Source organism: Bradyrhizobium sp. 23AC (assembly GCF_054863025.1).
The window spans coordinates 1-26,263 of the sequence record NZ_JAVAYN010000007.1 but is presented as its reverse complement, the minus strand read 5'-3'; the positions used below and the strand labels follow the sequence as shown (position 1 = coordinate 26,263).

At 64.3% G+C, this 26,263-nt stretch carries 25 protein-coding genes; 10 read left to right on the top strand and 15 right to left on the bottom strand.

All coding sequences use genetic code 11. The features are described from left to right. Nucleotides 1-18 precede the first annotated feature (18 nt). Nucleotides 19-1,278 carry a CaiB/BaiF CoA transferase family protein gene (locus RAD10_RS18085; protein WP_092258509.1) on the bottom strand — a complete coding sequence of 420 codons (1,260 nt, stop codon included), beginning with the start codon at nt 1,276-1,278 and terminating at the stop codon, nt 19-21. Between the two features lie 10 nt (nt 1,279-1,288). Further along, a complete protein-coding gene (locus RAD10_RS18080; protein WP_461618611.1) occupies nt 1,289-2,083 on the bottom strand; it encodes an enoyl-CoA hydratase/isomerase family protein in 795 nt (264 codons plus the stop codon). Nucleotides 2,084-2,201: 118 nt separating this feature from the next. Here RAD10_RS18080 and RAD10_RS18075 point away from each other — a divergent pair, with 118 nt between their 5' ends. Both RAD10_RS18075 and RAD10_RS18070 read left to right on the top strand, forming a co-directional pair. Next, complete coding sequence (locus RAD10_RS18075; protein WP_461618610.1) at nt 2,202-2,867, top strand: GntR family transcriptional regulator; 666 nt, start codon at nt 2,202-2,204, stop codon at nt 2,865-2,867. A 222-nt stretch (nt 2,868-3,089) separates the two neighbouring features. Then, nucleotides 3,090-4,061 (top strand): MBL fold metallo-hydrolase, encoded by a 972-nt coding sequence (locus RAD10_RS18070; protein ID WP_461618609.1) that lies wholly within the window; start codon nt 3,090-3,092, stop codon nt 4,059-4,061. Nucleotides 4,062-4,136: 75 nt separating this feature from the next. On the opposite strand, the gene RAD10_RS18065 is transcribed toward RAD10_RS18070, so the two are convergent. From RAD10_RS18065 to RAD10_RS18045, 5 genes are all read right to left on the bottom strand, one after another. Further along, nucleotides 4,137-4,856: a haloacid dehalogenase type II gene (locus tag RAD10_RS18065; protein WP_461618608.1), complete on the bottom strand. Its 720-nt coding sequence runs from the start codon at nt 4,854-4,856 to the stop codon at nt 4,137-4,139. 134 nt (nt 4,857-4,990) lie between these two features. Next, nucleotides 4,991-5,992, bottom strand: coding sequence for a class II fructose-bisphosphatase (gene glpX / locus RAD10_RS18060; protein ID WP_461618607.1), 1,002 nt, complete (start codon nt 5,990-5,992; stop codon nt 4,991-4,993). A 161-nt stretch (nt 5,993-6,153) separates the two neighbouring features. Continuing rightward, nucleotides 6,154-7,470 carry a homoserine dehydrogenase gene (locus RAD10_RS18055; protein ID WP_461618606.1) on the bottom strand — a complete coding sequence of 439 codons (1,317 nt, stop codon included), beginning with the start codon at nt 7,468-7,470 and terminating at the stop codon, nt 6,154-6,156. Between the two features lie 29 nt (nt 7,471-7,499). Continuing rightward, nucleotides 7,500-8,720: an LL-diaminopimelate aminotransferase gene (locus RAD10_RS18050; RefSeq protein ID WP_461618605.1), complete on the bottom strand. Its 1,221-nt coding sequence runs from the start codon at nt 8,718-8,720 to the stop codon at nt 7,500-7,502. Between the two features lie 217 nt (nt 8,721-8,937). Further along, a complete protein-coding gene (locus tag RAD10_RS18045; RefSeq protein ID WP_049815128.1) occupies nt 8,938-9,213 on the bottom strand; it encodes a hypothetical protein in 276 nt (91 codons plus the stop codon). A gap of 253 nt (nt 9,214-9,466) precedes the next feature. Between RAD10_RS18045 and RAD10_RS18040 the strand changes: the two genes are divergently transcribed. From RAD10_RS18040 to RAD10_RS18030, 3 genes are all read left to right on the top strand, one after another. Further along, a complete protein-coding gene (locus RAD10_RS18040; protein WP_461618604.1) occupies nt 9,467-11,275 on the top strand; it encodes a PHA/PHB synthase family protein in 1,809 nt (602 codons plus the stop codon). Between the two features lie 64 nt (nt 11,276-11,339). Continuing rightward, the gene (locus tag RAD10_RS18035; protein WP_091956833.1) at nt 11,340-11,738 is read left to right on the top strand and encodes an MAPEG family protein; all 399 of its coding nucleotides are present in this window, start codon (nt 11,340-11,342) and stop codon (nt 11,736-11,738) included. A 23-nt stretch (nt 11,739-11,761) separates the two neighbouring features. Then, the gene (locus tag RAD10_RS18030) at nt 11,762-12,628 is read left to right on the top strand and encodes a Rossmann-fold NAD(P)-binding domain-containing protein (RefSeq protein WP_461618603.1); all 867 of its coding nucleotides are present in this window, start codon (nt 11,762-11,764) and stop codon (nt 12,626-12,628) included. A 97-nt stretch (nt 12,629-12,725) separates the two neighbouring features. On the opposite strand, the gene argC is transcribed toward RAD10_RS18030, so the two are convergent. The 3 genes from argC to RAD10_RS18015 all read right to left on the bottom strand — a co-directional run bounded on the left by argC (nt 12,726) and on the right by RAD10_RS18015 (nt 15,124). Continuing rightward, nucleotides 12,726-13,706 carry an N-acetyl-gamma-glutamyl-phosphate reductase gene (argC, locus tag RAD10_RS18025; RefSeq protein ID WP_461618602.1) on the bottom strand — a complete coding sequence of 327 codons (981 nt, stop codon included), beginning with the start codon at nt 13,704-13,706 and terminating at the stop codon, nt 12,726-12,728. Next, on the bottom strand, nt 13,703-14,368 hold the full coding sequence (locus RAD10_RS18020; protein WP_461618601.1) for an FMN-binding negative transcriptional regulator: 666 nt from the start codon (nt 14,366-14,368) through the stop codon (nt 13,703-13,705). Before RAD10_RS18020 ends, argC begins: the two co-directional genes overlap by 4 nt. A gap of 225 nt (nt 14,369-14,593) precedes the next feature. Further along, a complete protein-coding gene (locus tag RAD10_RS18015) occupies nt 14,594-15,124 on the bottom strand; it encodes a DedA family protein (protein WP_461618600.1) in 531 nt (176 codons plus the stop codon). Between the two features lie 273 nt (nt 15,125-15,397). On the opposite strand from RAD10_RS18015, the gene parE reads away from it, so the two are divergent. The 4 genes from parE (at nt 15,398) to RAD10_RS17995 (ending at nt 19,955) form a co-directional block, all read left to right on the top strand. Then, entirely contained in the window at nt 15,398-17,443 is a 2,046-nt protein-coding gene (gene parE, locus RAD10_RS18010) for a DNA topoisomerase IV subunit B (protein WP_461618599.1), read from the top strand. 430 nt (nt 17,444-17,873) lie between these two features. Next, the gene (locus tag RAD10_RS18005) at nt 17,874-18,656 is read left to right on the top strand and encodes an outer membrane protein (RefSeq protein ID WP_018323049.1); all 783 of its coding nucleotides are present in this window, start codon (nt 17,874-17,876) and stop codon (nt 18,654-18,656) included. 321 nt (nt 18,657-18,977) lie between these two features. Continuing rightward, nucleotides 18,978-19,163 carry a hypothetical protein gene (locus RAD10_RS18000; protein WP_028144810.1) on the top strand — a complete coding sequence of 62 codons (186 nt, stop codon included), beginning with the start codon at nt 18,978-18,980 and terminating at the stop codon, nt 19,161-19,163. 21 nt (nt 19,164-19,184) lie between these two features. Continuing rightward, nucleotides 19,185-19,955, top strand: coding sequence for an SDR family NAD(P)-dependent oxidoreductase (locus RAD10_RS17995; RefSeq protein WP_461618598.1), 771 nt, complete (start codon nt 19,185-19,187; stop codon nt 19,953-19,955). A 115-nt stretch (nt 19,956-20,070) separates the two neighbouring features. On the opposite strand, the gene RAD10_RS17990 is transcribed toward RAD10_RS17995, so the two are convergent. From RAD10_RS17990 to RAD10_RS17970, 5 genes are all read right to left on the bottom strand, one after another. Further along, nucleotides 20,071-20,835 carry an outer membrane protein gene (locus tag RAD10_RS17990; protein WP_461618597.1) on the bottom strand — a complete coding sequence of 255 codons (765 nt, stop codon included), beginning with the start codon at nt 20,833-20,835 and terminating at the stop codon, nt 20,071-20,073. A gap of 180 nt (nt 20,836-21,015) precedes the next feature. Next, a complete protein-coding gene (locus RAD10_RS17985; RefSeq protein ID WP_461618596.1) occupies nt 21,016-22,263 on the bottom strand; it encodes an FAD-dependent oxidoreductase in 1,248 nt (415 codons plus the stop codon). A 439-nt stretch (nt 22,264-22,702) separates the two neighbouring features. Further along, a complete protein-coding gene (locus tag RAD10_RS17980) occupies nt 22,703-23,134 on the bottom strand; it encodes a hypothetical protein (protein WP_461618595.1) in 432 nt (143 codons plus the stop codon). A gap of 81 nt (nt 23,135-23,215) precedes the next feature. Further along, a complete protein-coding gene (locus RAD10_RS17975) occupies nt 23,216-23,476 on the bottom strand; it encodes a hypothetical protein (protein WP_461618594.1) in 261 nt (86 codons plus the stop codon). 30 nt (nt 23,477-23,506) lie between these two features. Continuing rightward, entirely contained in the window at nt 23,507-25,021 is a 1,515-nt protein-coding gene (locus tag RAD10_RS17970; RefSeq protein WP_461618593.1) for a caspase family protein, read from the bottom strand. A 207-nt stretch (nt 25,022-25,228) separates the two neighbouring features. Between RAD10_RS17970 and RAD10_RS17965 the strand changes: the two genes are divergently transcribed. Then, nucleotides 25,229-26,191 carry a helix-turn-helix domain-containing protein gene (locus RAD10_RS17965; RefSeq protein WP_461618592.1) on the top strand — a complete coding sequence of 321 codons (963 nt, stop codon included), beginning with the start codon at nt 25,229-25,231 and terminating at the stop codon, nt 26,189-26,191. Nucleotides 26,192-26,263 lie beyond the last annotated feature (72 nt).

The following is a 26,263-nucleotide window of genomic DNA, read 5'->3' as shown; positions in this document are numbered from 1 at the left end:
TGTCCTATCGACGTCCGATCAGGCGACGCGTTCCTCGCGCCTTCCTGATGCCAGGACGATTGCGCCTTCTTTTTCGAGCGCTTCGATCTGCTTCTGGTCGAACCCGTACTCGGCCAGCACCTCGCTCGTATGCTCACCATAGACCGGCGCGCCCGAGAGGACTTTGCCTGGGGTCTCCGAAAACTTGACGGGAAGACCGATCGTTTTCACCGGGCCGAGCGTGGAATGCTCGACCTCGACGACCATCTCGCGCGCCAGAGTCTGGGGATCGCTGAGCGCCTCCAGCATGTCGTGCACGGGTCCGCACGGCACGCCCTTCTCGTCCAGCGCCGCGAGCCAGTGCGCCCGCGACTTCGTGCGGAAGCGCTCGCTCAGGACCGCTTCGAGCACTTTGAGATTGGCCATGCGGTCGGCCCCGGTGACGAACCGCGGATCGGCGGCGAGTTCGCTGGCGCCAAGGGCTTCCAGCATCAAGAGCCAGTGCTTCTTGTTGGCGCCGCCGACCACGAGCCAGCCGTCGGACGCTTCGAACGCCTGATACGGCGCATTGAGCGGATGGGCCGAGCCCATCGCGCGCGGTGCTGTGCCCGCGGCGAGCGCAATGGTCGACTGCCAATAGGTTTGCACCAGGGCGGCTTCGTAGAGCGAGGTCTCGACCCACTGCCCCTCGCCGGTCTTGAGGCGGTGCGTATAGGCTGCGAGGATGCCCATGCTGGCGAGCAGGCCGGCGGTGATGTCGGACAGCGGCGGGCCGCACTTGACGGGAGGGCCGTCCGGGCGTTCGCCGGTAAAGCTCATGATGCCGCTCATGGCCTGCGCGACGAGATCGAAACCGCGGCGGTGCTTGTAGGGACCGGTGCGGCCGAAGCCCGATAGCGAGCAGTAGATCAGCGCCGGGAATTGCGCGTGCAGCGCCTCGTAGCCGAAGCCGAGGCGCTCCATCGCGCCCGGCGCAAAGTTCTCGACCAGCACGTCGGCGTCAGCGATCAAACGCCGCAGCACCTGCTTGCCGCCCTCGGTCTTCAGATCCAGCACGATACCGCGCTTGTTGCGGTTCATCATCAGGAAGGAGGCCGCCTCCTCGCCGATCTTCGGCGGCACCGAATGACGGGTGTCGTCGCCGTTCGGCGATTTCTCGATCTTGATGACGTCGGCACCCATGTCGGCGAGCATCAAGGTGCAGGTCGGCCCGGCCATGACATGGGTGAGGTCGACGACCCTAAGGCCGGCAAGCGGTCCCGAACGGCGAGAGTTGGATTGCGATCGATCGCTTTGCATCGGGCCTGTCCTATTGGCCGCGCCACTGCGGGGCGCGCTTGTTGAGGAAAGCATCGAGCCCTTCGCGAAAATCCTGGCTCGTGTAGCACATCAGGATGAGGTCCTCGCCTTCGTCCCTAGTCAGCCGCCGTTGCAGGCGGCCCACCGCCTGCTTGGTCGCATTCAGCGTCAGCGGCGCATGACTGGCGACGAGCCGGGCGACCTCGTCGGCGCGCTTTTCCAGCGCGGCAATGTCCTCGACCACTTCGCCGAGCAGCCCAACGCTTGCAGCCTCCGCGGCGTCGACGAGGCGTGCGGTGAAGATCAGGTCCTTGACGCGCGCGGCGCCAATGAGTGCGGTGAGACGGCTGACATTGGACATCGACAGGCAATTGCCGAGCGTCCGGGCGATGGGGAAGCCGATCTTCGCGCTTGCCGTGCCGATGCGGAGGTCGCACGCCGCGGCGATGCCGGCGCCGCCACCGGTGCAAAAGCCGTTGATCGCCGCGATGGTCGGCACGCGGCACCGTTCGAGCGTGGTCAGCACCCGATCGATGCGGTTCTCGTAGTCGATCGCATCCTGCGGCGTCTTGAACTCGCGGAACTGATTGATGTCGGTGCCGGACGCAAAGGCCTTGTCGCCTGCTCCGCGCAGCACCAGCACCTTGATCGCATGATCACTGTTGGCGTCCTCGCAGATCGCGGCGAGCCGCTCGTACATGGCGAAGGTGAAGGCGTTGCGGGCCTGCGGACGGTTGAAGGTGATCCGCCCGATGCCGTCATTGCATTCAAAAACGAGGTCGTCTGCCTCAACCGCCAGGTCCATTTCCTCAGATCCTCTTGTTTTTTACATTTTTGAATGCAAAATCTGCGATTAGCAAGCTGGAACTTCAGAATTCCATTCGATTATCCCAGTTTTGCATTCAAATTGGAGCGCTGGACCCATGCTTCACGAGGAAGTCGTCGGCCGTATCCGCGCCATCCTGCTCGACGGCGAAATCCCGCCGGGCGCGCGGATTCCCGAGCGCGAGCTATGTGAGCGGCTTGAGATCTCGCGCACGCCGCTGCGCGAGGCGCTCAAGGTGCTGGCCGCCGAAGGCCTCGTGCAGCTGCTGCCGCATCGCGGCTCACGCGCAGCAAAACTGACCGACAAGGACATGCGCGACCTGTTCGAAGTCTGCCAGGGCCTGGAGGCTCTCGCCGGCGAGCTCGCCTGCGAACGCATCACGGACGCCGAGATCGACGAGATCGCCGCCGCGCATGCGGCCATGGTGCTGCATTATCGCAACGGCGATCTGATCCAGTACTATCGCGGCAATCGCGCCATCCACGAGGGCATCGTCACCGCAGCCGGAAATCCCGTGCTCGCGGGGCTCTACACATCAGTGACGGCGCGCATCCGGCGCGCGCGCTACGTCACGCCGATGACGCCGCAGCGCTGGGCGCTCGCCGTGAAGGAGCATGACGCCATCCTGAACGCGCTCCAGCGGCGCGACGGCGCCGGCCTCTCCCACATTTTGCGCGCGCATCTCCGCCACAAGCGCGAGGAAGTCCTGCAGGCTGGCTTTGCCGAGACGGAAGCGAACGATCTCCCGCTGAGAATTGCGTAAGGCGCAATCGCGTTGCCTGGCCAGTGGAAAGCGCGTCCACACGTGGCCTTACCGCTGCCGCAGCTCGTTCCCGCTCCGCGTGAATCTGCGCACTAATTCCACTTGCTAGCTTGTCGCGGCCGGAGCAGCATACTTCTCTGCCGACCTGCGGCCGCGCGGCCGATCAGGCCGGTCCCAACGCGCGAACAATCGCGCAAAATAAAAGACAAAAGCGAGGAACGCATGACAATCGATGTCTCACGTCGGTCCCTTCTCACGCTCGGAGCGGGCCTTGGTGCCAGCGCTATGCTCGGCACCAGCGCGATGGCGCGGGCACCCAAGCTCGGCACCCAGACGCCCTACTGGCACCGCTTCGTTCTCGGCGATGCCGAGGTCACCGTCGTGTCCGACGGGCCGCTGCCGCTCGGCGATCCCTCCGGAACCTTCACCGGCGTTCCCAAGGAAGAGGTGAAGAAGATGCTGGCGGACAATTTCCTGTCGCCGGACAATGTCGTGCTCGAACAGAACTCGCCGATCGTGAACACCGGCGACAAGCTCATCCTGTTCGATACCGGCATGGGCTCATCGAAGATGTTCGGTGCCAGCACCGGCCGGCAACAGAAGAGCATGACCGAGGCCGGCATCAAGCCGGGGGACATCGATGCCGTCGTCTGCTCGCATGCCCATATCGACCATATCGGAGGCATCGTCGACGAAGGCGGCAAGCCGCTGTTTCCGAACGCGCAGATCTACATCTCGCAGACCGATTTCGACTTCTGGACCGACGAAGGCAAGCTCGGCAGCCCAGCCAAGGACTTCGTCGTTCACGCCCGCAAGAATCTGCTGCCGGTCCGCGACCGGATCGTGTTCTTCAAGGACGGCCAGGAATTCCTGCCGGGGGTGCAGGCGATCTCCGCGCCCGGTCATACCGTCGGCCACACCATCTTCATGGTCTCCTCGGCCGGCAAATCGTTCGCCTTCCTCGGCGACCTCTCGCACCATTCCGTGCTGCTGCTCGAGCGGCCGCGCATGGAATTCTCCTACGACACCGACCCGAAGCAGGCGGCGGAATCGCGCGTCAAATTGCTGACGATGCTGGCGGCCAACAAGACCCCGGTGATGTCCTATCACTTTGCCTGGCCGGGTTACGGCCATGTCGCCAAGGCCGGTGAAGGCTTCCACTATTATCCCGAACCGATGCAGATGACGCTGTAGGTTCTCAAGATCAGGTCCGGGCGGCCCGTGCCGTCCGGACCGTTGCTGGCCGCGTCCATCCTATCGAGATGCCGGCTAGCAGCCGAGCCTATCGGCGATCCCGCCAAAGTCCTTGGCGACGATGTCCCAATTGCCGGTGGCTTCGAAATCGACCTTTTGGAGCGGACCGTACTCCGTCGGCCGTGCGACGAACGCGGTCTTCAAGCCGTTCTTCTGCGCCGCCGCGAGATCGCCGTTGTGGGCGGCGACCATCATCACCTCCTCCGGCTTGAGGCAAAGCAGCTTCGCTGCGCCGAGATAGGTCTCGGGATCGGGCTTGTAGTGCTCGAACAGCTCGGCCGACATGATGAGGTCCCACGGCAGTCCGGCGAACTTCGCCATGTTGGTGAGCAGCGCGACATTGCCGTTCGACAGCGGCGAGATCACGAATTTCGACTTCAGCCGCGTCAGGCCCACGACGCTGTCCGGCCAGGGATTGAGGCGATGCCAGCCCTTGGTGAGATAATCGAGATCGGCGTCAGTGAGGCCTTTGATCGCGAACTGCGCGACCAGCTTCTCCAGCGAGCGGCGGTGCAGATCATCCAGCATGACATAGCCGCGCTCGGGATGTTTGCGCACGTCGTCCATCGAGGCCATGTACATGCCACGCCAGCCATCGACCAGAGCGGTCCAGTCGGCGCTGATGCCGCGCTGCCTGCTCCACCACATGAAGTCGGAGATCAGGCTGGTGCGCCAATCCACGACGGTGCCGAACACGTCGAACACCAGGGCTTTGACGGCGGAGAGTTCGGACATGGCGCTTCCTCTGTTGTTCTTGTTGTCATTCCGGGGTGCGCATCAGCGCGAACCCGGAATCCAGAAGTTGTGCGCGAGATTCCGGGTTCTCCGGGCCGCGCTTTGCGCGGTCCCGTCGTCCCGGAATGACGGACTCAGTCCAGATGGAACTTCGCGAGCTCGCGATGCTCGGCCTTGATGTAGCGCACGGTGCCGGTGACCGAACGCATCACCACAGTCTCGGTCTCGATCACGCCGTCCTTGCGGAATTTGACACCCGAGAGCAGCGAGCCCGTGGTGACGCCGGTGGCGGCGAACAGGCAGTCGCCGCGCGCCATGTCCTCGATGCCGTAGATCATCTTGGGATCGTTGACGCCCATCTTGGCCGCGCGTTCACGCTTCTCGTCGGAATCGAGAATGAGACGGCACTGCATCTGGCCACCGATGCAACGCAGTGCCACGGCCGCGAGCACGCCTTCCGGCGCACCGCCGGTGCCGAGATACATGTCGACGCCGGTATTGTCGGGATCGGCGCAATGGATCACGCCGGCGACGTCGCCGTCGGTGATCAGGCGCACGGCAGCGCCGGTCGAGCGTACGCTCTCGATGATGCTGGCATGGCGCGGACGATCGAGCACCAGAACCGTGATGCCGTCGGGCTGGACACCCTTGGCCTTGGCGAGACGGCGGACGTTGTCGGCCGGCGTTGCATCGAGATCGACGACGCCCTTGTTGTAGCCCGGCCCGATCGCGAGCTTCTGCATGTAGACGTCGGGGGCGTGAAGCAGCGTGCCGCCGTCGGCCATCGCCATCGTGGCGATCGAGCCCGGCATGTTCTTGGCGCACAGCGTGGTGCCTTCGAGCGGATCGACCGCGATGTCGACCTGCGGGCCGGCGTTCATGCCGACCTTCTCGCCGATGAAGAGCATCGGCGCCTCGTCGCGCTCGCCCTCGCCGATCACGATGGTGCCCTCGATCGGGAGCTTGTTGAGCTCGCGCCGCATCGCATCCACCGCAGCCTGGTCGGCCGCTTTCTCGTTGCCGTGTCCGCGCAGCCGCGCCGACGACACTGCCGCCCGCTCCGTCACCCGCACGATCTCCAGCGTGAGAATCCGCTCAAGCAACGCATGCGGGGGGACTGAAATATGGGTCGACATCGGCTCACTCCTTCGAAACGGTTTTGGACAGAAGTCTCTGCCCGCATCAACTCTCAACGCCCACGGTTCGTTCGTTCAAACCGCCTCATTGTTTCAGCATGACCCTTCCGGAAAACCGCTTCGCACTTGCGCTAGAGCGGTCCTTCGGATCCGGGACATGCTCAGTTCTTCTCGATCCGGATCACCTGCGGCCGTCCGCTGATCACCTTGTCCTTCTGCACGGCGGCGAGCGCGCGGCGCACCGCGTCCTCATGCGTCGCATAGGTGATCAGGATGACGGGCACAGGAACCGCCTTGCCGTCGGCTGGCGCAGCGCCCCCATTGGGATGACGCTGCACGATCGACTCGATCGAAATCTTCTGCTCTGCCAGCCGCGTCGCGATCGCAGCCGCGGTGCCGGGGAAATCGCGCGCCAGAAGGCGGATGTAATAGCCGCCCTCGTGCCGCTCCATCGGCGCCTTCTTGGTGTCGCGCAAATGAGAAATGGGCCGGCCGAACGGATTGGCGCGGATTCCGCGCGCGACATCGGCGATATCGGCGACGACGGCGGATGCCGTCGCGGCACCGCCGGCGCCGGGGCCGACCAGCGTGATCGGCGGAATGCCCTCGCCGTCGATTGTGACCGCATTGGTGACGCCCATCACCTGCGCGATCGAGGAGGATTTCGGAACCATGGTCGGATGCACGCGCTGCTCGATGCCCTTGGCGGTGCGCACCGCAACGCCGAGCAGCTTGACGCGGTAGCCGAGATCGGCCGCCGCGCGCAGATCTTCCGGCGCGATGGAGGAGATGCCTTCGACATACACCGCGCTTTGAGCAACTTTCGTGCCGAAAGCGAGGCTGGCGAGAATGGCGAGTTTTTGCGCGGTGTCATGGCCGTCGACGTCAAAGGACGGGTTGGCTTCGGCATAACCGAGCCGCTGCGCATCCGCGAGGCATTCGGCGAAGGACAGGCCTTCCTGCTCCATCCGGGTCAGGATGTAATTGCAGGTGCCGTTGAGGATGCCATAGACGCGGTTGATGCCAGTTCCGGCAAGACCCTCGCGCAACGTCTTGATGACGGGGATCGCGGCGCCGACCGCTGCCTCGTAATTCAGCGCACCGCCGTGCTTTTCAGCGCCTTTCGCCAGTTTCAATCCGTGCTTCGCGAGCAGCGCCTTGTTGGCCGTGACCACTGACTTACCGGCGCTGAGCGCGGCCTCGACCGCCGACAGCGCGGGATCGCCGGCGCCGCCCATCAGCTCGACGAAGCAATCGATGCCGGGATGCGTGGCCAGCGCCGTGGGATCCTTGACCCATTCGACGCCGCGCAGGTCGATGCCGCGCTTCTTCGCCTTCGAGCGCGCGGAGACGGCGACGACGCGGATGCCGCGGCCGCTGCGGCCTGCGAGCACGCGGGCCTGCGTTTCAATCAGACGGACAACTTCGGCGCCCACGGTGCCGAGCCCCGCTATGCCCACTTTCAGGGGTGCAACCATGATGACTTAGAAAACCTGCCGAAGAGAACTTAACGCCGATTGGCGAGCGGAACGACGTTGTGCAACGTTTCGATGCCGCTTTCAAGGAAGCGTCGCACGCCGCGCGCGGCCTGCCTGATCCGTTGCTCGTTTTCCACCATGGCGATGCGGACATATCCTTCACCATGCTCGCCGAAGCCGACGCCGGGCGAGACCGCAACGCCGGATTTCTCCACCATCAAGGTCGCGAATTGCATGCTGCCGACGCTGCGGAAGGCTTCCGGCAGCGGCACCCAGGCGAACATCGAGGCTTCCGGTGGCGGAATCTCCCAGCCGGCGCGGCCGAACGATTCCACCAGCGCATCGCGGCGCTTGCGGTAGGTGTCGCGCATCTCCTTGATGCAATCGTCCGGGCCGTTCAGTGCGGCAGTCGCCGCGACCTGCACCGGCGTGAAGGCGCCGTAGTCGAGGTAGGATTTGACGCGGGCGAGCGCTGCGATCACGCGCTCATTGCCGACCGCAAAGCCCATGCGCCAGCCGGCCATCGAGTAGGTCTTCGACATCGAGGTGAATTCGACGGTGACATCCATCGCGCCGGGCACCTGGAGCACCGAGGGCGGCGGATTGGTCTCGTCGAAATAGACCTCGGCATAAGCGAGATCGGACAGGATCAGGATCTCGTGCTTCTTCGCGAAGGCGACGAGGTCCTTGTAGAAGTCGAGGCTCGCCACATAGGCGGTCGGGTTCGAGGGATAGCAGACGACGAGCGCGAGCGGCTTCGGGATCGAATGGATGATCGCACGCTCGGCCGCCTCGAAGAATTGCGGCGTCGGCTCCGAGGGCACCGAGCGGATCACGCCGCCGGCCATCAGGAAGCCGAAGGCGTGAATCGGGTAACTCGGGTTCGGACAGAGGATGACGTCGCCGGGCGCCGTGATCGCCTGCGCCACGTTGGCGAAGCCCTCCTTGGAGCCCAACGTTGCCACGACCTGGGTGTCCGGGTTGAGCTTCACGCCGAAGCGGCGGGCGTAGTAAGCAGCCTGGGCCTTGCGCAGGCCGTTGATCCCGCGGGAGGCCGAATAGCGGTCGGTGCGCGGCTTGCCCAGCGTCTCCTTCAGCTTCTCCAGCACATGCGCCGGGGCCGGCAGATCCGGATTGCCCATGCCGAGGTCGATGATGTCGGCGCCGGCATTCCGCGCGGCCGCCTTGGCCCGATTGACCTGCTCGAACACGTAAGGCGGAAGGCGGCGGATGCGGTAAAATTCTTCCATGGCTCTCTGGGCTCCGGGGGCAACCGGTCAGGACAGAATCGACAGGCTAGGACGGCGCTTCGGAAAGGCGTCCAATTTCGTCGTGAAAACTACTCAAAATCAAATGCTTAGAGCAATCGTCGACGACGAAGACTGAAGTCGTTCGCCCTGACTCTCGGCTGAACCGTGGTCTTTTAGCACGGCAAGGCGGGGGCGCCAGCGATTACCTTGGAGCGGCTCATTTCGCATCCTTGCCGGCGACGGCCTGGCGATCGCGCGCGGCGGCGAGCTCGGCCTCGATCTTGGCGCGTTGCTCCGGCGGGATGACCGCTTGATCACGATCCGGCGGCAGGTCGTGCACCGGCAGATAGGTGCCGGGCTCCCTGGGATGCGCCTGCGCGTCCGTGGGCGTCATATCCGCGAGCTGGCTCGAGCAGCCGCCGACGGCGAGCGCCGCGATCAACAGCGCGCCGCGGATCGGCAGCGTCTTTTGCAGGTCCCACAACGCCAACACTTGGGAAATCCCCTACTCGTCCCAAAGCACGGCCCCGGGCAACCTTACCCAAGACCGCGCCCAAGCTCAAACCATTGCTGCCCAAATGGTGCGAGCGAGAAAACAGCCATTGCCCACCAAGCCGAGCGGTGCGGCCCGAATGTGACGGAACCAAGAAGATTTGTCGCAGTGCAACACATCTTCGAGAGTGTTTAACGTCAAACATGCGAGCTTCGCGGTGACGAATACGGAATGAATCGTTACTGTTCTGCTCATGAGTATGGCCACGACCGATACGCCCAAACCCGAGACGAAGTTCGATGCGGAAGCCTTCGCGATGAATGTCGCGCGGGCGATGGAGAGCGGCGGCAAGGCGCTGGCCGCTTACCTCAAGCCGCGCGAGAGCGGCGAGGTTCAGGATCGCCCGCCGCCCGAGCTCACCGAGGTCGTCAAGACCTTCACCTCGGTCGCCGAATATTGGCTGTCGGATACATCCCGCTCCTCCGATCTGCAGACCAAGCTCGCCAAGGACTATCTCGACCTCTGGGGCTCGGCGGTGCGCCGCATGGCCGGCCAGGACGCGCCGCCCGCGATCGCGCCCTCGCCGCGCGACAAGCGCTTTGCCGACCCGGAATGGAAGTCGAACCAGTTCTTCGATTTCGTCATGCAGCTCTATCTGCTCACGACCAGATGGGCCCAAGAGCTGGTGCGCGATGCCGAAGGGCTCGATCCGCAGACCCGCCGCAAGGCGGAGTTCTACGTCCAGCAGGTCATCAACGCGATCTCGCCGTCCAACTTCGTGCTGACCAATCCGGAGGTGCTGCGCGAAACGGTGGCCAGCAGCGGCGAGAACCTCGCCCGCGGCCTGAAGATGCTGGCCGAGGACATCGCAGCCGGCAAGGGCATGCTGAAGATCCGCCAGTCCAACCCGGACAACCTCGTCGTCGGCGTCAACATGGCGACGACGCCGGGCAAGGTGATCTACCAGAACGAGATGATGCAGCTGATCCAGTATTCGCCGACCACGGAGACGGTGCTGCGCACTCCGCTCCTGATCGTGCCGCCCTGGATCAACAAGTTCTACATCCTCGATCTCAAGCCGGAGAAATCCTACATCAAGTGGTGCGTCGACCAGGGCATCACCGTGTTCGTGATCTCATGGGTCAATCCCGACAAGCGGCTCGGCAACAAGAGCTGGGAAGACTACATGAAGGAAGGCGTGCTCACGGCGATGGACGTGATCGAGAGGGTCACGGGCGAGATGAAGGTGCACACCGCCGGCTATTGCGTCGGCGGCACCATGCTCGCGACCACGCTGGCCTGGCTCGCCGAAAAGCGCCGCCAGCGCGTGAGCTCCGCAACCTTCTTCGCGGCACAGGTCGACTTCACCCATGCCGGCGATCTCCTGGTGTTCGTCGACGAGGAGCAGATCACGGCGCTCGAGCAAGACATGAGGGCGGCCGGCGTGCTCGAAGGCTCGAAGATGGCGATGGCCTTCAACATGCTGCGCTCCAACGATCTGATCTGGTCCTACGTCGTCAGCAACTATCTGAAGGGGCAGCAGCCGAGCGCGTTCGACCTCTTGCATTGGAATTCGGACGCGACGCGCATGACCGCGTCGAACCATTCCTATTACTTGCGCAATTGCTATCTGGAGAACCGGCTCTCCACCGGCACGATGGTGCTCGACAACACGCTGCTCGATCTCTCCAAGGTCAAGGTGCCCGTCTACAACCTCGCCACCCGCGAGGACCACATCGCGCCCGCTGAATCGGTGCTGTACGGCTCGCAATTCTTCGGCGGTCCGGTGAAATACGTGCTGTCGGGCTCGGGCCACATCGCCGGCGTCGTCAATCCGCCCGCCTCGAACAAGTACCAGTACTGGACCAACGACAACATCAAGGACGTCAGCGTCGCGCAATGGATGAAGGACGCCGTGGAGCACAAGGGCTCGTGGTGGCCGGACTGGCGCCAATGGCTGGGCGAGCTCGATCCGGAGCAAGTCCCGGCGCGCAGCGTCGGCTGCGACGCCCTGCCGGCGATCGAGGACGCGCCCGGCAGCTATGTCAGGGTCCGCGCATAGCGGAATCTTCCGCGCTTTTGTATAGACTCGCGCTCAACGCAGCGACGACAGAGGGGATCGAACCATGACGCGCGAATTGTTCTGGCTGACACTGACTGTGATCCTGACCGGGATCCTCTGGATCCCCTACACCATCAACCGGTGCCAGGTCCGCGGCCTCAGTGGCGCATTGGCCAACCCCTCGCGCGGCGACAAGCCGCAGTCGGAATGGGCGAACCGCCTGATGTTCGCGCATGACAACGCGGTCGAGAACCTCGTGCTCTTTGCGCCGCTGGTGCTGATCCTCAACGCCATCGACTATTCCACAAAATGGACCGTGCTCGCCTGCGCCGTCTATTTCTGGTCCCGTGTCGCACATCTCATCGTCTACGCGATCGGCATCCCGGTGTTCCGCACGCTGGCCTTCACCGTCGGCTTCCTCGCCCAGGCCGTGCTGGCGCTGGCGATCTTCAAGGTGGTTTGAACGCATGCCTTCGGCGCCCGGCAATGCTTAGCGAATCCGGGCGGGATTTCGTAGAGTTCCACGACCTCGACGCCGACACGATCCGGTCCATCGTCGACCGCGCGCAGGTGTTCGCGGCGGCATGGGCCGACCGCGCCATGCCGCAGAGCCTTGCCGGCAGGCGCGTCGCGCTCATCGTTGACGATGGCGGATGGAGGAATACCGCTGCCTTCGCGCTAGGCGTAAAGGCCATGGGCGGAATCTGCGTCGACGCGCCAGTCAGATTCAACACGAGCGAGGCGACGGCCGATCTTGCCGACTATCTCGACAACTGGTTCGACGTTCTGGTGGTGCGCACCAGGGAGCTGTCGGCTCTGCGAGAGCTCGCGTTCCACGCCCATGCGCCGGTCGTCAATGCGAGAACACGATCGAACCACCCCTGCGAAACGCTCGGCGATCTCGCCTATGTCAGGAGCCTGAGGGTAAGCCTGGATGGACTGAAAGTCGTCGGCTTGGCTCCGGACGCGAACATCCTGAGATCGTGGGTCGAAGCCTCCATCGCGCTGCCGCTCCGGGTGACCCAGATCTATCCGGAAGATTGGCACATCAAGGACATCGCGGCTCCGAACTTCGCGACCAGCACCAGCCTGGACGCCTTGTTCGATGCGGACGTGATCGTCACGGATTGCTGGCCTGATGGCGCAAGCGCGCATCAACTCCTCGAATATCAGGTCTCGGCATCGATGCTCGACAGATGCCGTCCCGACGTCATTTTCCTGCCCTGCCCGCCGGTCACGCGAGGGCGGGAGGTCAGCCTTGATGCGATGGCGCACCCCGCTTGCCAGAGCCCGGCTGCAAAAGCCTATCTTCTGCACGCGCAGAACGCTTTGCTCGAATGGATCCTCGCGTAGGACGCAGCCAAAGGCCGCGAGCCTGGCAAGAGTGGGCGGCCGCTCCGCAGCGCACCGTTGAAGGAGCGCTGCGCTGCGTCCGGGGCACGAGACTGCCCTACTCCTCCGGCAATCCCAGCATCAGCCGCATGTTCTGCACGGCCGCGCCCGAGGCGCCCTTGCCGAGATTGTCGAGCCGGGCGACCAGCACGGCCTGGTGATATTTGTCGCTGGCGAAGACGTAGAGCTCGAGCACGTTGGTCTCGTTGAGCGCCTCCGGCTCGATCCGGCCACCTTTGGCCGCCTCGTTCTGGAGCGGCATCACCTTGACGTATTTCGAGCCGGCGTAGCGCTTGGCGAGCGCGGCCTGGAGATCGGCCCCGCCAGGCTTGCCGGGCAGCGTGTCGAGCTGCAGCGGCACCGAGACCAGCATGCCCTGCCGGTAGTTGCCGACCGAGGGAATGAAGATCGGACGCCGCGTCAGGTTCGAATAGAGCTGCATCTCCGGCAGATGTTTGTGCTCGAAGCCGAGGCCGTAGAGCTCGAAGGACGGCGCGCTGCCGTCCTCGAAGCTCGCGATCATCGACTTGCCGCCGCCGGAATAGCCGCTCACAGCGTTGACCGCGACGGGGTAATCCTGCGGCAACAGGCCGGAATCGACGATCGGCCGCAGCAGCGCGATCGCGCCGGTCGGATAGCAGCCGGGATTGGAGACCTTCTTGGCGGCCTTGATCTTGCCGGCCTGATCCGGCGTCAGCTCGGGAAAGCCGTAGGCCCAGTCAGGCGCGACCCGGTACGCGGTCGAGGCGTCCAGCACCTTCGGGCCCGCAGCGCCCATGCTGTCGACCAGCGCAACCGTTTCCTTGGCGGCATCGTCGGGCAGGCAGAGGATGACGAGATCCACCTCCTCCATCAGCGCCTTCTTGGCCGCGGGGTCCTTGCGCTTGTCGTCGGCGATCGTCTTCACGACGACGTCGTTCTGGAGTTTCAGCCGCTCGTTGATGCCGAGCCCGGTGGTGCCGGAGCCGCCGTCGACGAAGACGGTCGCGGGTTTGGTGGCAGCGCCCTTCGGGGCCTGTTTGGTGTCAGCGAGGCTCATGGTGCGCTCCCTTCGAGCATGTTCGTGTCGTCTGCAAAAACCTGCGGCCTTGCCTGCCGCATCAAATGTGAGATCTGCTTGGCGTCGGCATCGCCGGCGCTGAGCGCATTCGCGATCGCCGCATAGTCGGCGTCCGATTTGTGCTGGTTGAGCTTGAAGCTGCCTTCGACCTCCTCAACCGTCATCACCAGACCCACGATCCCCTTCTTCATCGCGTCGAGCCGTCCGGCCGTCATCTTGTCCGATGTCCACGGCTTCTTCGGCAGCAGCCAGTTCTCGAATTTGTCGCTGAGCGTGGCGATCTGCACCGCCAGCTCGTCGTCCGACAACGGCCGCACCGGCCCGCTCAGATGCACCGACTGGTAGAGCCAGGTCGGCACCTGGTCCGGCGAGACGTACCAATCCGGCGATACATAGGCATCGGGGCCATTGACCGCGAGCAGCCAGGACCCCGCGCCGTCCGCGAGCTTTAGCAGCGGATTGTGACGGGCGACATGAAAGGCGGCCTGCGGCGTGCCATCGGCCGCATAGGTCAGATAGAACGGCAGCGGGGAAGCGACCGGTTTCTTGCCGTCAAAGGCGCACATGGTGCCGAAGCCGCGCTCTTCGGCGAACTTCAGGCTTGCGGCGCGGTCCTGCTTGAAAAAGGGTGGCGTGTACATCGTGGTCTCCTGCTGGGCCTCCTTGGGGGGCCGCCGGATCAGATCGCGCTGACAGGAGAGAGAATGCCGCGGATCGGATCCAGCGGCAAAGACGATGATCTCAAACGCGATCGACCGCCCAAACCGCTAAAGAGCGGCGGCGGCGACGGGCGAACAGGATGGTCGCGGCGTTGATCATGGCGCGCGGCTATAAAGCCAGATCGCCTTTTCGTCAAGGTTTCGGCGTCAGATCACCCGCCAGATCCATTCCATGATCTTGGCGAGCACGTCGCCGAACAGCAGGAGCACGGCCGACCAGATCAGGGCCGAGACAAAATTGGCGGCCTGGAAGCTCCAATAAGGCATCTCGAAGATGCCGGCCGCCAGCGGCACCGAGGCGCGCAAGGGTCCGAAGAAGCGGCCGATGAAGATGCTGGGGATGCCCCAGCTGCGCACGAAAGCCTCGCCCCTGGGCAGGAGTTCCGGATAGCGCGAGAGCGGCCACATCTGCGCGACCTTCTCCTTGTAGCGGTAGCCGAACCAGTACGAGACCCAGTCGCCCAGCGCCGCGCCGAGGCCGCCGGCGATCCAGACCGGGAAGAAGCTGATGCCGCTCGCCCCGATCAGCGCACCGATAGCAACCAGCGCGCCCCAGGCCGGGATCAGCAGCGAGATGAAGGCCAGCGATTCCCCGAAGGCGAGCACGAACACGATCGGAGCCGCCCAGGCCTGGTGAACGCGCACGAAATCGGCCAGGGCGTGCGCAATCTGCTCCATCTAAAAAAAGCCTTCCCGCCCCGTCTCAAGGTGCTGCTCGATGAAAAAGACTGGTAAGCCAAGGGCTTGTGTGACATCAAGTCACAAAACTCGCTCGGCGCGGACGGTCCGGTCAAATTGCCGGGAATTGCAGGGCCTGCGGCGTAAAATCGCCGGGATTGGCTCCCAACCACACGACCCGGCCGGCCCCGCGGTAACCTTTCCAAGTCAGAAGTGGCATAGTCGGCCTAACCGATTCGCCGCTCATGCGGCCCTCAAAGCGTATCAAGATATATGTCCAAGCAGTTGAAACCCAAAGCAAAAGACGACTTTTTTGCCGGCGATGAGCCAAAGCCTCGCACGCCTGCCAAGGCAGCTTCGCGCGGAACCGGCGGCGAAGCCGACTACACCGCAGCCGACATCGAGGTGCTCGAAGGCCTGGAACCAGTGCGGCGCCGGCCCGGCATGTATATCGGCGGCACCGACGAGAAAGCGCTGCATCATCTGTTCGCCGAGGTCATCGACAACTCGATGGACGAGGCGCTGGCGGGACACGCGACCTTCATCGGCGTCGAGCTGAGCGCGGACGGCTTCCTCACCGTCACCGACAACGGCCGCGGCATCCCGATCGATCCGCATCCAAAATTCCCGAAGAAATCGGCGCTCGAAGTCATCATGTGCACGCTGCATTCGGGCGGCAAGTTCGACAGCAAGGTCTACGAGACCTCGGGCGGTCTGCACGGCGTCGGCATCTCCGTGGTCAACGCCCTCTCCTCGCTCCTCGAGGTCGAGGTCGCGCGCAGCCAGAAGCTCTACCGCATGACGTTCGAGCGCGGGCACCCCAAGGGCAAGCTCGAGGATCTCGGCAAGATCAACAACCGCCGCGGCACGCGCGTCCGCTTCAAGCCCGATACCGACATCTTCGGCGCCAAGGCTGCGTTCAAGCCGCAGCGCCTGTTCAAGATGACGCGCTCGAAGGCGTATCTGTTCGGCGGCGTCGAGATCCGCTGGAGTTGCGCGCCCGAACTGCTCAAGGGCGTCGAGGACGTCCCGGCCGAAGCGACGTTCCACTTCCCCGGCGGCCTCAAGGATTATCTGGCGGCTGCAATCCACGCCGACACGCTGGTGCATCCCGACATCTTCTCCGGCAAGTCGGGCCGCAATGGCGCGCATGGCGCCTGCGAATGGGCGGTGGCCTGGACCGCGGATGCCGACGGCTTCCTCTCTTCCTATACCAACACCGTCCCGACGCCCGATGGCGGCACGCACGAATCCGGCCTGCGCAGCGCGCTGCTGCGCGGCCTGAAGGATCACGCCGAGCGCGTCGGCCAGGGCAAGCGCGCCTCGTCCATTACGTCGGAAGACGTGATGGTCGGTGCCGCCGTGATGCTCTCGGTGTTCGTGCGCGAGCCCGAATTCCAGGGCCAGACCAAGGATCGTCTCGCCACCGCCGAAGCGCAGCGCATCGTCGAGCAGGCGATGAAGGATCCGTTCGATCACTGGCTCTCGGGCAATCCGAACATGGCCAACAGGCTGCTCGATTTCGTGATCGACCGCGCCGAAGAGCGGCTGCGGCGGCGGCAGGAGAAAGAGACCGCGCGGAAAACCGCCGGCAAGAAGCTGCGCCTGCCCGGCAAGCTCGCCGACTGCACCGACGCCGGCACCGAAGGCTCCGAACTCTTCATCGTCGAAGGCGACTCGGCCGGCGGCAGCGCCAAGCAGGCGCGCGACCGCAAGACCCAGGCCGTGCTGCCGCTGCGCGGCAAGATCCTCAACGTCGCCTCCGCCGGCAAGGACAAGCTGACGGCCAACGCCCAGCTCTCCGACCTCGTGCAGGCGATCGGTTGCGGCCAGCTCCTGCAATACCGCGAAGAGGATCTGCGCTATCAGCGCATCATCATCATGACCGACGCCGACGTCGACGGCGCCCACATCGCTTCGCTGCTGATCACCTTCTTCTACCGGCAGATGCCGCGGCTGATCGACGAAGGGCACCTCTTCCTCGCGGTGCCGCCGCTCTACAAGCTCACGCACGGCACCAAGTCGGTCTACGCGCGCGACGACAAGCACAAGGAAGAGCTGATCAAGAGCACGTTCAACGCCAACGCCAAGGTCGAGGTGAACCGCTTCAAAGGCCTCGGCGAGATGATGCCGGCGCAGCTCAAGGAGACCACCATGGATCCGAGCAAGCGCACGCTGCTCAAGGTGGTGCTGCTCGCCGACGATCGCGACACGACGGCGGATTCGGTGGAACGACTGATGGGCACCAAGGCCGAGGCGCGCTTCGCGTTCATCTCGGACAAGGCCGAGTTTGCCAGCGAAGAGCTGCTGGACGTTTGAGTCCTCGGCGCTGTAGCGCTTCATCGAGAGCCCCGGCGAAAAGCCGGGGCTCTTTTGCTTTGCGGGGGCGATGACGTCGCTGGGGTATCCGTATGGCTTTGAGCGAATTCCGGCACCGTCGTTGCGACTCGGCCAACGACTCACGGCGCTCAGGCGGAGGCACGACTGCCTCCATTTCGGACAAGGCGGGATTTGCTAACGAAACCTTACCCGAGGTTGAATTCCAAAAATCTCAGTAAGACTTTGAATTTATGTAATTATTCCAGATTTCGACAACCGCGACCGAAATGCCGGCGTATCGGCGTTTTCCGGCGACTGTGCCTGCCCGGCAACAGCATTCCGGCGGGAAACGTCTATAGTCCGGACATCAGATGACACGAACTTCAGTGCGCTCGCGCTGCTACACAGACCAAGGTTGGGGATTTTTATCATGAAGAAGGTTTTGCTCGCTCTGACCGCGGTTGCCGCGATGACCGGTTCGGCCTCGGCGGCCGATCTCGGTGCCCGTCCCTACGTGAAGGCCCCGATGCCGGCGCCCGTCGCCAACTGGACCGGCTTCTATGTCTTCGGCGGCGGCGGCGGCGGCCTCTCGAATGCCGACCAGCACGTCCAGACCACCGTTGGTGCGGTTCCGCTGACGATCGATCAGCGTCAGGGCGGCTCCGGTTGGTTCGGGACCGTCGGCGCCGGTTACGACTGGCAGTTCAGCGGCACCTGGGTCGCCGGTGTGTTCGCTGACGGCCAGTTCGGCAGCATCCGCGCCACCATCCAGGATCCGATCGTCGGCATCACCGGCAACCAGAAGCTGGAAACCTCCTGGGCCGCGGGCGTGCGCCTCGGCTGGCTGGTCGCCCCGAACGTTCTCTCCTACGTCAACGGCGGTTACTCGGGCGCCCACTTCGGCCAGACCAACTTCACGACGCTGGGCGGCACTCCCGCCGGCATCCACCTCAACAGCTACAACCGCAACGGCTGGTTCGTTGGCGGCGGTGTCGAGAACAGCCTGAACATCTTCGGCGTCTCTTCGCCCGGCTGGTTCATGAAGACCGAGTATCGTTCGGCCTTCTACAACGCAAAGACCTCGAACGAGCTCTTCGACGGTACCAACGCGCTGGTCGGCCGCGACATCCGCGCCAACAGCTGGAACCAGACGATCTCGACCTCGCTGGTCTACCGCTTCAACTGGACCGGTCCGGTCGTCGCGAAGTACTGATCCGAACGCAAGTTCAGACGTCAAAGCCCCGGCATCGCCGGGGCTTTTTCGTTATGGACCCGTCAACGGCAAGCGCTAATCCTCACGCGGTGCATGCTTCGACGTGTCCGCGCTTCCCGCCGCCCCCACCCAGCATCTCCGATCGCTCCTGCTTGGCGCCCTCCGCTCGAGACCAGGACTTCTCCCCGCGCGACGGCTTGTGGCTGGCGCCGCCATTGTATCCGGACCGAAGCTACGGCTAGTGTGGGCCCAAGCTTTCGCGGCAGCGGTGATCTCTTCATCGTCGCAACGCGACGGAAGCGGACCGACGGGGAGGAATGCATGCGCAGATTTCTGCTTGTAGCAGGCCTGTTTGCCCTCGCCGTCGGGCTGCTCTGGATCGGACAGGGCACGGGTACGGTGCCCTGGCCGCGATCGAGCTTCATGGTCAACCAGCTGCATTGGGCCGGCTATGGCGCCGCCATGGCCGGCTTCGGGCTGGTGTTGATCTGGCAGAGCAATCAATAAAAGAAACCAGGGAATACAAGCATGACATCCAGCCGGTTCGAGCTCCGCGGCAAGGTCGCGGTCGTAACAGGAGGCAATGGCGGCATCGGGCTCGGCATGGCGCGCGGCCTTGCCGATGCCGGCGCCGACATCGCCGTGGTCGGCCGCAACGAAGCCAAGTCCAAAGCAGCAGTCGAAGATCTCAGGCAGCGCGGCGTCAAGGCGATCGCTGTTGCGACCGATGTCACCGACATGGCCGCGATCGAAGCCATGATCGCGCGCGTGGTGAAGGATCTCGGCCGCATCGACATCCTCGTCAACAATGCCGGCATGAGCATCCGCAAGCCGCCGCACGAGCTCGAGCTCGACGAGTGGAACAAGGTGATCGACACCAACCTCACCAGCGCCTTCCTGTGCTCGAAGCTCGCATATCCGGCCTTGAAGGCGTCAGGCAACGGCAAGGTGATCAACATCGGCTCGATGATGTCGATCTTCGGTGCGAGCTTCGCCACCGCCTACGCGGCAAGCAAGGGCGGCATCGTGCAGTACACGCGTGCCTGCGCCAATGCCTGGGCGCCCGACAACATCCAGGTCAATGCGATCCTGCCGGGCTGGATCGACACCGACCTCACCCGCGGCGCGAGGCAGCAGGTGTCGGGATTGCATGAGCGGGTGCTGGCGCGCACGCCTGCGGGGCGCTGGGGCGACATCGACGACTTCGCCGGCATCGCCGTGTTCCTAGCCTCGCCCGCATCGAACTTCGTCACGGGCACCGCGATCCCCGTCGATGGCGGCTTCTCGGTGATGGCCTGAGGCCGGACCTTCCGGCCATCCAACAACGCAAAAAAAGAAGCCCCGGACAAGTCCGGGGCTTTTGAATTTAGGCAGTGCTTTTTTGATCGTTGGTCGCGTTGCGTCGTCGACGTGCTCAGTAACGGGCAATGACAGGTGCGTCGAACTTGTAGCTCGCGCGCACGACGGCCCATTGGATATCGCGTGGCTTGGCATCGAAGGTGTAATTCCCCGAGGTGCCGCCGAGCTGATAGGTCTGGCTGCCGAAGGCCGCGTAATTGTATTCGAGGCCGACGATCCAGTTGCGGGTGACGCCATATTCCCAGCCGGCGCCGACGGTCCAGCCGTTGGCCCAGTGGGTCTGGCCGCCCGAGCCCGACACACCGATGGTGTCGCTGACCGACAGACGGTTGTTCGCGCCGGCATAGCCGCCCTTGACGTAGAAGAGGTTGTTCTGCACGGCGAAGCCGGCGCGGCCGACCACGGTCGCGAGCACGTTGGTGCGCCAGGAGAACACGTCGTCGCCGGCACCGAACGCGGTGTTGGTGAACGAGCCCTTGTTGTCGAGACCGGAGATCGTGCCTTCCATGCCGAACACGTAGTTGTTGGCTTGCCAGTTGTAGCCGATCTGGGCGCCGCCCATGATGCCCGCGCTGCGCTGACGATAGCCCTCGCCCGGGACGAGATCGCCGAACGGCGCACCGGTCCCGTTGTTGATGAACTGCTGGTTGGTCCATGCGCCGCCGATGTGACCGCCGACATAGAAACCGGTCCAGTTGAACAGGGGCTCCACATAGGCTGGCGCCTTCGCGTAGCGCGCACCGAGATCGGCGGCGGAGGCCACGCCCGTCGAAACCAGAGCGGTCGTGCAGGCGAAGGCGGCAATCAATTTGTTACGCATGGTACAACCCCGTGTCCTTTGATGGACGCAAGGTCACAGACGGGTGTTACTAAAATTCGAATCAACAGAGTTAACGTGGCGGATGGGCACGCGCTGGTCCGCAAATCCGTCGGCGCTGTTGCACCCTCGCAACGCTGCACACGCGGTTTAACGCAACATTATCCCTACCGAATTCCCGCGCTACGCTGCCGGCGCAGCTTTCGAGTGCACGTGCTCGGGCCGCACGCCGAGCGCAAGCAGGCGCGCCGGAATGCCCTGCAGCCATGGCAGCGCGGTGATGAGGCGCACGATCAGCGGCACCTTGAGCGGCCGGTCATTGCCTTGCAAGGCGCCGCTGATGATCTTGTTCTGCACGATCACCTGCATGCGCTGCGTCATCTTCACCGGGAACTCGCGGCGACGGCGCACGGCATCGAGATCGCTCTCGGACGGGCAGCCGTGCTGCATCTTGTCCGCCAGCAGATTGGCGGTCGCGACTGCGTCCTGCACCGCGAGATTGACGCCGACGCCGCCGACCGGAGACATCGCATGCGCGGCATCGCCAATGCAAAGCAGACCCGGCCGCGTCCAGCGCGTCAGGCGGTTGATCGCGACGGTCAGCAGCTTGACGTCGTCAAAGCTCTTCACGTCGGCGATGCCTGCCTTAAGGATCGGGGCCATGCGCACGACGTCGTCGAGCAGCGCCTGCAGTCCCCTCGCCTTCACCGCTTCGTGCTGTCCCTTGGCGATGACATAGGCGCACTGCCAATAGTCGCCGCGATCGAAGGTGATCATCATCTTGCCGGGCTCGACGCGCGCGAACACGCTTTCCGTCTCGTCGGCCTTGCGGCCGGCGCGGAACCACAGCACGTCCATCGGCGCGCCGATTTCCTCGACGACGAGGCCGGCGCGCTCGCGCACCGTCGAATGCCGGCCGTCGCAGGCGATGGTGAGATCGGCTTCGATGTCGATGATGCCGTCAGGCGTTTTCGCCCGCACCCCGGCGATCGTCTCGCCGCGGCGGATCAGATCGACCGCCTCCGTGCTCATCATCACCTCGAGCGAGGCAAAGCGCCGGCCGGCCTCGCGCAGGAAATTCAAAAAATCCCATTGCGGCATGAAGGCGATGAAGGGGTATTTGGTGTGGAGCCGGCTGAGATCGGCGATGCGCACCGGTGTGCCGCCGAACAGGCCGTCCATCTTCTGCAGGCGTTGATGCGGCAGCTTCAGGAAGCCGTCGATCAGACCGAGTTCGTCCATGACCTCGAGCGTCGAGGGATGCACGGTGTCGCCGCGGAAATCGCGGAAGAAATCCGCATGCTTCTCCAGCACCACGACCTCGATGCCGGCGCGCCCCAGGAGATAGCCGAGCATCATGCCGGCCGGCCCGCCGCCGACAATGCAGCAACGGACTCTTTTCGTCCGGTTCGGTTGTTGGTCGGACGTCATAGCAGCCGCGATCCACGATGTGAGTATCGATCAAGATATGCCGGACGATTGTAACGCCGGTTCAGGTCGACCGCAGCCTCAATCTGGACAGGTCTCGGCAAGGCCGGCTGGCAGCTTCGGATCACGCCGGCCCTCGCTGCCCCGGAATAATCCGCCGGCCCCGTTGTTATCGGGAATACGACCCAAAAAGGGCATCAGCGGGAACGTTCAAGTGGCATGGTTGCTTGCAGGCGTGGCAGCCTGGCTGGCCATCAATATCGCGCTCGTCTATCTGCGCACGCGGCGAAGCGGCAATGCGGAAGAGAGCGAGTCGAAGGTCTAGCTTTGCCTGCGGCGACTGACGGAACGTGTCGGCCAATATGTTCGATGTGGCCCGCTCGCTATCCTCACGCCACAAATAGGCCCGCACGACGCGGGCCTTTCGTGAAAGCGAGCCCGGCTATTTCTGATCCTCATTGCTGGTCCCGGTGCCCGGACTGCCGATCGGCAACCCGTTCGGCGCATGACCGACACCTGCGTTCCGTCCAGCTTGCGCGGCCGCTGGCGAGGTGCCGTTTGCAGTCGGGGACTGAGCGTTCGGATTGTTCAGGCCGGTATTGGTGTTGACGTTGGCACCGGTGGTGGTGCCACGAATGCCCATTCCCGAAGGAGCCGACGGCCCCGAATTGGCGCTGCTGGATGAGGTGCCCATTCCGGCACCTGAGCTGGCCGCAGATCCCGCGCCGCCGGTACCCGTCCCGGCCGCGGCCCCGGCACTGGCACCGCCAGCCGCACCACCGCCGCCTCCGCCAGCACCCCCGCCTCCCTGGGCAAAAGCGGTCGTCGAAAGCGCAGCGCATGCGAAAGCTATGAGGATGGACTTGCGGATCATGAATCGTCTCCCTGGTTTGACAGACAATCCAGGTGACCAAGGAGTTGTTCCGTCGCCAGCGGCGGACGGACGTCCGCTACCTCAGGGCTTCGACTTCCGTTCCCATGGGCGCTTGCCGTCGGAATCACGATCCCAGGGACGCGTGTTCGGAGCCACTTTTTCATCCTCGGCGGCCTTCGCGCGGTCCGCTTGGACGCGTTCCCGGTCGGTCAGTGGCTGCGTGGGGATTGGAGCAGTTTGCGCCAGAGCCGGAAGCGTCGTGAGCAGCACGACGATGATGAATTTTGTCATCCCCGGCTCTAACATTTCCACAATTGGCTTGTCCGATTTAAGTTCGTCCACCCCATCACGCCCCGCCCGATCAACACGGCCTCAATTATTGCCGCGGTTCGCGCTGCGGAAACTCTTGATCTCCGAGACGCTGCCGTCGCGATAGGTCAGCTCCACCGAGACGGACTGCGTGGCGGGCGCAAGCTTCATGTAGAGCGGCATGCCGGCGGTGATCGCACTGGGGTCGCGCATGTCGCAAGCAGGCATCTTCAGCACCTGGTTGGGCACGGCAGTGTCGATGCCGATGCGCACCTCGCGGATGGCGCAGCGATAGGAGACGAGGTGCGTGTAGTAGACCAGCAGCCCGTTGAACTCGCGGAACGACAGCCAGCTCGTCGACGTCATGTCGAGGATCTTGCGCTGGTCGCGGATCAGCGCGGCCTCAGGATCGAACCTGATCGGAAACGGCCCCTGCATGTCGCCGGACTGATCGACATAGCGGACCTCGATGGTGCCGGCCGCAGCATCCGGCGGCAATTCGATCGACGGGTTCGGCATCCGCTTGCGCGTGCGCGGATCGAGCGTGTCGATGAAACCGGTCTCGCGGAAATCGCCCTTGCCGGCCATGCGCCAGGAAATGCCGAGCGTCGGGTCGGCGAACGAGAACACCACGCTCCAGCCGCCATTGTGCCGCGAGAAGCTCGCGATCGGCGCGTTGAGGGTCTCCTCCTTCGGCAGTTGCGGCACCGACACCGGCGGTAGCGCCGCGAGCTTCTGCGGTGACGGATCAGCCGGCCGCGCGACGGCATCCTTCGCCATGCCGCTGAGGAAGACATCGTCGACCATCTGGTCGAAATAGACCGGCACCTGCCTGTGCTTGACGGTGTCGGCCATCTCGCTGACAGCACGGCGGGTGCGCTGCGCCACCTGCACGAGGTTCTCGCCGGGCTGAAGCAGCTCCTTGGCGAAGGTGCGCGTGAACACCGAATTGGGATTGGCGTCGTCGTTGGAGAGGCGGTCGAGCGCGGTCTGGCGGGGACCTGCCGAAAACACCGAGAACACGCCTTCGGGCAACTGCACCATCGGAGCAAGCCCGCCGCCACCGGCCACTGCGCGGGTGCCCTTGCGCTCGAACGGGTTGTTGCGGCAGGCGTCGAACACCAGGATCGAGGTCCGCGCCTTCTTGTTCTGGAGGCGCTCGACGATGCGGTCGGCCAGGATCGAGGCGTCACGCACCAGCTCTTCCTGCCCTTCGGTCGCCGCCGGCACGTCCGTCGGCAGCAGGTAGTTCTGGCCCGCGATCTCGAAGCCGTGGCCGGCGTAGAAGAAGAACGCGGTATCGCCCGGCTCGATCGCCTTGTCGAAGGCGAGCAGGGTCTCGGAGAATTGCTGCCGGCTCTGGTTCTCGGCGACCATCACTGAGAAGCCGAGCTGCTTCAGCGTATCGCCCATGGTGCGGGCGTCGTTGACCGCCTTGAGCAGCTTCGGCACGTTCCTGTAGTCGTTGTTACCAATGACGAGCGCGACGCGCTTCTCGGCATAGGCGGGAGCTACAAAGCCGCTCAGGCCCGCCGCCAGGCCAAGGGCCGCCAGAATTCCGAAAAGCCGACGCGTCATCGCAAAATTCCCGTTGCAGGACGGCGCCAAGCCGCTTCCCTCGAACAGCAGTTCATTGGACCCCCTGCCGCTGTGTGATAGTCGGCCCAGACGTAACGAGGGTTCAAGGGCCCGGGCCCCGGTTCCACGATCTGCCTATGGCAGATTGCGCTGGAATCTGCTTTTTCTTTGGCATCAGGCAAACGCGCTCGAAGCGAGGGGGCTGCCGTGTATCGCTGGTGTACCGACGAAGTCGAGCCGCACGATCGCTTCGATTATTGGCGCGAGGTGCGCTCCAAGGGATTGTTCGGCGTCACCGCCGAACTCGAGCGCGAACGGCGCGCGGACTTCTTCGGCGAATTCTCGCTGCGCCAGCTTGGCGGCGCCGGCCTCGTCGAGCTGAAGGCCTCGCAATATACGGTCGAGCGCAGCAGCTCCGACATCGCCTACGCACCCGGTGACAGCATCTGCGTCTACCAGCAACTCGGCAGCGGCGGCTGGTTCGGCGGAATGCGCGGAAACGACTTCGCGATCGCCCCGGGCAGTTTCGCCACCAGCCATACCGATCTGCCCTACCGCACCGCGCCGCTCGGCGCCGGGGGCTTCCATTTGCGGATCCTGAAGATTCCAGTCAGCAGCATTCCGGCGCAGGACAAACGCATGCGCGAGCTTGCGCCCCGGACGTTCGGCGATCCCACCCTGGCGCCCCTGCTCGGGGCCTGCTTTGCCGAGCTCGGCGAAGCCTCTACGGATCAGGGCGCCGGCGATGCGACCTCCCTCGTCCAGGCTTTGGCCCATCTGGCGCTGATCGAGCGCGGCATCGTCAGGCCTGGCAGCCGGCGCGGACAGGCCGCACTGCGGACCGCCCGCCTCTCGCGGGCCCGGCGCCTGATCGCGGGCCACCTGCAAAATCCGGATCTGGCGCCGACGATGGTGGCCGACGAGCTCGGCGTGTCCGTGCGCCACCTGCACATGCTGTTCGAGACTGCGGCGAAGAGCTTCTCACAGACCGTGACGGACGAACGCCTGAAACAGAGCCGCCGCCTGATGCGTGAGGCACCGGAGCGGCTGATCGCCGACATCGCGACCTCCTGCGGCTTCGAGAGCCTGGCAACCTACTACCGGGTCTTCAATGCCGCTTATGGCATGGCCCCGGGTGACTTCCGGGCGCAGGGCTCGGATAGGCGTTAGAGCGTTTCACCTTTTGATTGAAGCATAACCGGCGCTGGCGAAGTAGTTGGCGCATTCGGTCGGCTGGATGTC

What these genes read in the sequence shown, in the direction of transcription:
- RAD10_RS18085 (WP_092258509.1), bottom strand. Translation starts at nt 1,278, where the DNA reads ATGCAAAGCGATCGATCGCAATCCAACTCTCGCCGTTCGGGACCGCTT.
- RAD10_RS18080 (WP_461618611.1), bottom strand. Translation starts at nt 2,083, where the DNA reads ATGGACCTGGCGGTTGAGGCAGACGACCTCGTTTTTGAATGCAATGAC.
- RAD10_RS18075 (WP_461618610.1), top strand. Translation starts at nt 2,202, where the DNA reads ATGCTTCACGAGGAAGTCGTCGGCCGTATCCGCGCCATCCTGCTCGAC.
- RAD10_RS18070 (WP_461618609.1), top strand. Translation starts at nt 3,090, where the DNA reads ATGACAATCGATGTCTCACGTCGGTCCCTTCTCACGCTCGGAGCGGGC.
- RAD10_RS18065 (WP_461618608.1), bottom strand. Translation starts at nt 4,856, where the DNA reads ATGTCCGAACTCTCCGCCGTCAAAGCCCTGGTGTTCGACGTGTTCGGC.
- glpX (WP_461618607.1), bottom strand. Translation starts at nt 5,992, where the DNA reads ATGTCGACCCATATTTCAGTCCCCCCGCATGCGTTGCTTGAGCGGATT.
- RAD10_RS18055 (WP_461618606.1), bottom strand. Translation starts at nt 7,470, where the DNA reads ATGGTTGCACCCCTGAAAGTGGGCATAGCGGGGCTCGGCACCGTGGGC.
- RAD10_RS18050 (WP_461618605.1), bottom strand. Translation starts at nt 8,720, where the DNA reads ATGGAAGAATTTTACCGCATCCGCCGCCTTCCGCCTTACGTGTTCGAG.
- RAD10_RS18040 (WP_461618604.1), top strand. Translation starts at nt 9,467, where the DNA reads ATGAGTATGGCCACGACCGATACGCCCAAACCCGAGACGAAGTTCGAT.
- RAD10_RS18035 (WP_091956833.1), top strand. Translation starts at nt 11,340, where the DNA reads ATGACGCGCGAATTGTTCTGGCTGACACTGACTGTGATCCTGACCGGG.
- RAD10_RS18030 (WP_461618603.1), top strand. Translation starts at nt 11,762, where the DNA reads ATGCTTAGCGAATCCGGGCGGGATTTCGTAGAGTTCCACGACCTCGAC.
- argC (WP_461618602.1), bottom strand. Translation starts at nt 13,706, where the DNA reads ATGAGCCTCGCTGACACCAAACAGGCCCCGAAGGGCGCTGCCACCAAA.
- RAD10_RS18020 (WP_461618601.1), bottom strand. Translation starts at nt 14,368, where the DNA reads ATGTACACGCCACCCTTTTTCAAGCAGGACCGCGCCGCAAGCCTGAAG.
- RAD10_RS18015 (WP_461618600.1), bottom strand. Translation starts at nt 15,124, where the DNA reads ATGGAGCAGATTGCGCACGCCCTGGCCGATTTCGTGCGCGTTCACCAG.
- parE (WP_461618599.1), top strand. Translation starts at nt 15,398, where the DNA reads ATGTCCAAGCAGTTGAAACCCAAAGCAAAAGACGACTTTTTTGCCGGC.
- RAD10_RS18005 (WP_018323049.1), top strand. Translation starts at nt 17,874, where the DNA reads ATGAAGAAGGTTTTGCTCGCTCTGACCGCGGTTGCCGCGATGACCGGT.
- RAD10_RS18000 (WP_028144810.1), top strand. Translation starts at nt 18,978, where the DNA reads ATGCGCAGATTTCTGCTTGTAGCAGGCCTGTTTGCCCTCGCCGTCGGG.
- RAD10_RS17995 (WP_461618598.1), top strand. Translation starts at nt 19,185, where the DNA reads ATGACATCCAGCCGGTTCGAGCTCCGCGGCAAGGTCGCGGTCGTAACA.
- RAD10_RS17990 (WP_461618597.1), bottom strand. Translation starts at nt 20,835, where the DNA reads ATGCGTAACAAATTGATTGCCGCCTTCGCCTGCACGACCGCTCTGGTT.
- RAD10_RS17985 (WP_461618596.1), bottom strand. Translation starts at nt 22,263, where the DNA reads ATGACGTCCGACCAACAACCGAACCGGACGAAAAGAGTCCGTTGCTGC.
- RAD10_RS17980 (WP_461618595.1), bottom strand. Translation starts at nt 23,134, where the DNA reads ATGATCCGCAAGTCCATCCTCATAGCTTTCGCATGCGCTGCGCTTTCG.
- RAD10_RS17970 (WP_461618593.1), bottom strand. Translation starts at nt 25,021, where the DNA reads ATGACGCGTCGGCTTTTCGGAATTCTGGCGGCCCTTGGCCTGGCGGCG.